Source organism: Steroidobacter sp. (genome assembly GCF_016790065.1).
GTDB lineage: Bacteria > Pseudomonadota > Gammaproteobacteria > Steroidobacterales > Steroidobacteraceae > Steroidobacter.
Genome location: NZ_JAEUPY010000802.1, coordinates 1 through 5,183 on the forward strand (window position 1 = coordinate 1; position 5,183 = coordinate 5,183).

General features: G+C 60.9%; 5 protein-coding genes. All 5 read left to right on the forward strand.

Annotated elements, in window-relative coordinates:
• On the forward strand, nt 1-545 hold a 545-nt coding region (locus tag JNL55_RS32550), incomplete at its 5' end, for an RNA polymerase sigma factor (protein ID WP_293864543.1).
• Nucleotides 542-1,606 carry a FecR family protein gene (locus JNL55_RS32555; RefSeq protein WP_293864546.1) on the forward strand — a complete coding sequence of 355 codons (1,065 nt, stop codon included), beginning with the start codon at nt 542-544 and terminating at the stop codon, nt 1,604-1,606. The genes JNL55_RS32550 and JNL55_RS32555, both read left to right, overlap by 4 nt.
• Nucleotides 1,607-1,683: 77 nt before the next feature.
• Nucleotides 1,684-2,481 carry a carbon-nitrogen hydrolase family protein gene (locus tag JNL55_RS32560; protein WP_293864549.1) on the forward strand — a complete coding sequence of 266 codons (798 nt, stop codon included), beginning with the start codon at nt 1,684-1,686 and terminating at the stop codon, nt 2,479-2,481.
• A 63-nt stretch (nt 2,482-2,544) separates the two neighbouring features.
• Nucleotides 2,545-3,489: an ornithine cyclodeaminase family protein gene (locus tag JNL55_RS32565; protein WP_293864552.1), complete on the forward strand. Its 945-nt coding sequence runs from the start codon at nt 2,545-2,547 to the stop codon at nt 3,487-3,489.
• 104 nt (nt 3,490-3,593) lie between these two features.
• Nucleotides 3,594-5,183, forward strand: a 1,590-nt coding sequence (locus JNL55_RS32570; RefSeq protein ID WP_415923206.1) for an NAD(P)/FAD-dependent oxidoreductase, incomplete at its 3' end; no start/stop codon positions are given.

A 5,183-nucleotide genomic window follows, 5' to 3' on the forward strand; every position in this document is an offset into this window, starting at 1 on the left:
CCATCCTGCAGGCCTTTGACGAAACGCAAGCCATCCTGCGGCGGTTCGTGCGTCGCTTCGCCCAGAATCGGCACGACGTCGAAGACATCACCCAAGAAACCATCGTGCGCGCGCTGCAGGCCGAGAAGGACCGGAAGATCGAGGATCCCCGGGCGTTCCTGTTCGGTATCGCCAAGAACATCGTCTACAAGGATTTACGGCGCCGCTCGCGATTGATTGTCGAATTCATCGACGATGCAGTGGCCGATGCCGGCTTGCCGGCGGTCGAGCCGCTCGATGAACAACTGGACGCCCGCCAACGCATGATTCTGTTCTGGCAGGCGGTGGCGACGTTACCGCCGCAATGTCAGAAGGTGTTCGTGATGTGCCGGGTGCTCGGTCAATCTCATAAAGAGATCGCCGCGCGTCTGGGCATTTCCATCAGCACCGTGGAGAAGCATGTAGCGGCGGGACTCAAGCGGTGCAGCGATCATCTGCAGGGAACGAAGGCGCCGGCGGCCGATATCGAGGCGGCCCGCCAGCAGCGACGGAGCATGCCCAAATGAGTGTCATGGACCGAGCCCAGTCCGACGCCGATATCACAGGCGAAGCGTGCGCTTGGATTGCACAGCTGGAAAGCGGTGCGCTGACGCCTGAGGACTTGAGTGCCTTTCGCGAATGGGTCGGTCGCAGTCCCAGGCATGCAGCGGAAATTCGGCGTATCGCTCAGTTGTCCGAAGATGTGAGTTTGCTCGCCGGCATGGCCGAGCCGTTGCGCGATGCCATCGATTCATATCGACCGCTGGTAGCCGCGGAGCGACGCCAGCGCCGACAGTGGCGGTGGGTGGCTGCAGCCGCAGTGCTGGTCGTGAGCATCGCTGCGATCTTGACGACAGGCGTGCTCACGCAAGACCCACAACCGACGTTGTTGACCACGGCAGTGGGAGATTATCGAACGGTGCAACTCGCCGATGGCAGCGAGGTGAAGCTCAGTTCCAACAGCCAGCTCGAAGTGAACTACACCCGTGACATGCGTCGCTTGCGACTATTGAAAGGCGAGGCGTACTTCAGCGTCGCACACGACGAGTCCGCGCCGTTCGTCGTGTTCGCGCAGGAGAAATATGTGCGTGCCGTCGGCACCGAGTTTTCGGTGCGTATGTCGGGCGAAGATCTCGACGTGTTGGTCACCAAAGGTGTGGTCGAACTGAACGAAGCGGCGGCGCCGTCGCAGTCGGGTGCGGCAGCGTCAGTGCCAGCGGTCACTGAGGCGCCGAAACCCATGCAGTTGCGAGCAGGTCAGGGCGTAACAATCTCGCTCAGCCAGGACCTCAGCCCGGCAGCGGCCACCAGTATCGTCGATCACAGCGAGCGAGAATTGCAACGGACGCTGGCTTGGCGCGAAGGTCTGCTGGACTTCTCGCGCACACCGCTCAAGGACGTCGTGGCCGAAGTCGGTCGCCACACGGCGCTGCAGATCGAGATCGCCGATCCGGCCTTGGGCGAGCTGAAGTTCGACGGTATTTTCCGAGTGGGTCAGGTCGATCAATTGCTCGATGCGCTGGGTGCAACCTTCGATATCAAAGTGGAGCGTGTCGACGCCAACCACGTGCGCCTGTCCGGCAAATAAAAAACGGGTAAGTCAGTGGCTGCCAGGCCCGCGGCGCATTACATTAGCGCCGGTTACCGACCGGACAAGGGATCACGATGAGACTGGCACTGGCTCAATACGCACTGGGCGCCGACATTGCGCAGAATCTGGCCAAGACACTGGAGCTGATGCAGTCGGCGTCGCAACGCGGCGCGGAGTTCATCTTGTTTCCAGAGGTGTGCCTGAGCCCGTTCTTTCCTCAGTATGCCGGTCAGGACGTCTCGCGCTACGTGATGAACATCGACGATCCCATCATCCGACAGTTTCAAGCCGCCTGCCGACGCTTGAAGTTGGCCGCTTCGCCCAACGTTTACTTGCAAGAGGGCGGCAAGCGCTTCGATGCGTCACTGATGATCGGCGCGGACGGCGAGATCCAAGGCATCTCCAAGATGGTTCACATCGCCCAGGTGCCTTGTTTCTATGAGCAGGACTACTACACGCCGTCTGACACAGGCTTCCGTGTCTATGACACACCGTTCGGCAAGATCGGCATCGTGGTGTGTTTCGATCGTCACTATCCCGAGAGCGTTCGAACCTGCGCGTTGCGCGGCGCCGAGCTGGTGTTGATTCCGACTGCGAACACGATGGGCGAACCGCTCGATCTGTTCGAGTGTGAGGTGCGCACGGCGGCCCTGCAGAACTGCGTCAACATCGCGATGTGCAATCGAGTGGGCGCGGAAGGGGAAGTGGTGTTCTGCGGCGAGTCCATCGTCGTCGATGCCGATGGCAAGGTCATAGGCAAGTCCGGGCAGAGTGCAGATCTGCTGATCGTGGATGTGGATTTGGCGCACGCCGTGCGAGCTCGCAACACGCGGCCCTACCTGTCGCTGCGCCGGCCGGAACTGTACGAGTAATAGCGCTACTCGGGGCGACAGTGGCAATATGCCGGCCGTTTTTTGGATTTGGGCGGGTCGGCGATGTACTACATTCCTGAAGCAATTTCGGCGCAGCTGGCGAATCACGAGCTCGGTATGCGAGCGGCGGAACTGGCGCTGATTGCCGCGTCTCAACCCGGCAACATCATGTTTCCGGTGGTGATTGCGCACGGTACCGATCCGTCGAACCGCTTTTCCGTGAAGTCCGGCACCACCCCGCAATTGGCCGGGTTGAAGGTCGGTTCGTATTGGACAGCCAACGCCGCGCGTGGTTTGCCTTGCCACAGCTCATGCATCTTGTTGTTCGATCAGAGCGTGGGCCGCATCGACACGGTCATCGAAGCCACCAAGGCGAACGCGTTTCGCACGGCGGCGGCGAATGCGCTGGCCGTCAAACACCTGGCGCGCGCCGATGCTTCGCGACTGGCCGTCTTCGGTGCCGGCAATCAAGCGTTCTATGAAGCCTTGGCCGTCCTGGCCGTGCGGCCCATCAAGGAAGTGTTCATCGTCAACCGCACTGCTGAGCGAGCCAATGAACTGGCGGAAAAGCTGCGCGCTCAGGGCGTTGCTGTGTCGGTGGTCGGGGCGGAAGAAGCCTTGAAGCAGGCCGACGTGGTCGTGACCGTCACGGGCTCGCGCAAACCGCTGTTCGAGGCGAGCTGGGTCAAGCCGGGCACGCACCTGTCGTGCATGGGCACCGACGCGGCAGGCAAGCAGGAGTTGCCGCCGGAGTTGCTGACTAAAGCCCAGCTGTATTGCGATTGGGTCGATCAGTCCTTGCGGGTCGGCGAATTCCAGCATGCGGCCGACGCGATTCGCAGCGGCAGCCATACCGCGCTCAACTTGGGTGAAGTGCTGAGCGGCGCTCGACCCGGCCGCAGCGACGAGCGCGCCATCACCATTTTCGACAGCTCCGGCCTGGCGCTGCAGGACCTGTACCTGGGCGCATTGCTCAAAGAAGAAGCCCTGCGCCAGGGACTGATCTAACAGCGCTTCGCCATAGCGAAATCCAATCGCCCGGCTGTTGAAAGGCGCCGGGCCACTTCCTTTAATCGCCGCTCTTGCCTGCGGCGGTTACTTACGGATTGGAAGTGGATAACAAGCACGACGTCATCATCCTGGGCGGCGGATTGGCCGGCCTGACTCTGGCAATCCAGCTGCGGCGAAAATTCCCCACCCTGAATCTGCTGGTCATCGAACGCCGCAAGCATCCGGTGCCGGAAGCGGCCCATAAAGTCGGCGAATCGTCGGTCGAAATCGGCGCGCACTATTTCGATACGGTGCTCGGGCTGAAAGAGCATCTGGAAAATCAGCAGCTGCGCAAATTCGGTCTGCGCTATTTCATCTATTCGGGCGTGCGCCAAGACATCGAAGGCGTCACCGAGATGGGCGCCAGCCGCTTCCTGCCCACACCGAGCTATCAACTCGATCGCGGCATCTTCGAGAACTACTTGACCGAGCACGCGCGTGAGCTGGGCGCCACTGTCGTGGACGGCGGCGTGGTCAGGCAGATCGAACTCGGCAAAGACGGCGCCGAGCACTCGGTACGTTACGAAGTGGAGCGTGACGGCGCGAAGCAGAGTGTGCAGGCCACGGGTCGCTGGGTGGTGGACGCGTCGGGCCGCGCTGGCTTGATCAAGCGCAAGCTCGGCCTGGCCGAAGACAATGCACACGATGCCAATGCTGTGTGGTTCCGCATCGGCACCAAGATCGACATCGATGAGTGGTCCACCGATCAGCGCTGGCTCACCCGCTGCGATCCGCCGTTGCGTTGGTTGTCCACCAATCATTTGATGGGCGAGGGCTACTGGGCCTGGTTGATTCCGCTGGCGTCGGGTTCGCACTCGGTGGGCATCGTGTGCGATGCCAAGATTCATCCGCTCGAGACCATGAACACGTTCGACAAGTCCATGGATTGGTTTCGCAAGTTCCAACCGCGGCTGGCGCAGGAGCTGGAAGGCAAGAAACATCTACTCCAGGACTTTTGTTTCCTCCGCAATTTCTCGCACGGCTGCAAACAAGTGTTTTCGGGTGGCGATCGCTGGGCATTGACCGGCGAGGCCGGCGTGTTTCTGGATCCGTTCTATTCGCCCGGCAGCGATTTCATCGGCATCAGCAACAGCTACATCGCCGATCTGATCGCACGCGACATCGGCGGCGAACATGTCGGCGGTCGCGCCAAGGTGTATCAGCAGCTGTATTTCTCGTTCTACGAAAGCACGCTGTCGCTGTACACCGATCAATATCCCATCATGGGCGATCCGCGGGTGATGCCGGTCAAGGTGGTCTGGGACTACGCTTATTACTGGGGCATCTTGTGTCAGCTGTTCTTCCAGAACCGTCTCACCGATCTGGCCAGCATCGGTGCGCTCTCGGTCGAGATGTCGCACAGTAAAGCGCTGAACTTCGCTGTGCAGGATTTCATGCGAGCCTGGTCCAAGGTGACTCGCAAGCACGATGTCCCAGTCATGCACGATCAGGCCAATCTGCCCTGGTTCGCGGCCTTGAACGGCAGTCTGCTGGACACCCTCAATGAGGAAACCTTCCGGCAGCGGATCAAGGACAACTCCAAGGTGCTCAACACGCTGGCGCGCGAAATCGTCGAACGCGCCAAGCTGGAATGCCCTGAAGTGGATGCGTCAGCGGTGCTGAAGTTGCTGGAGAAGGCGCAGTTCGCGGCG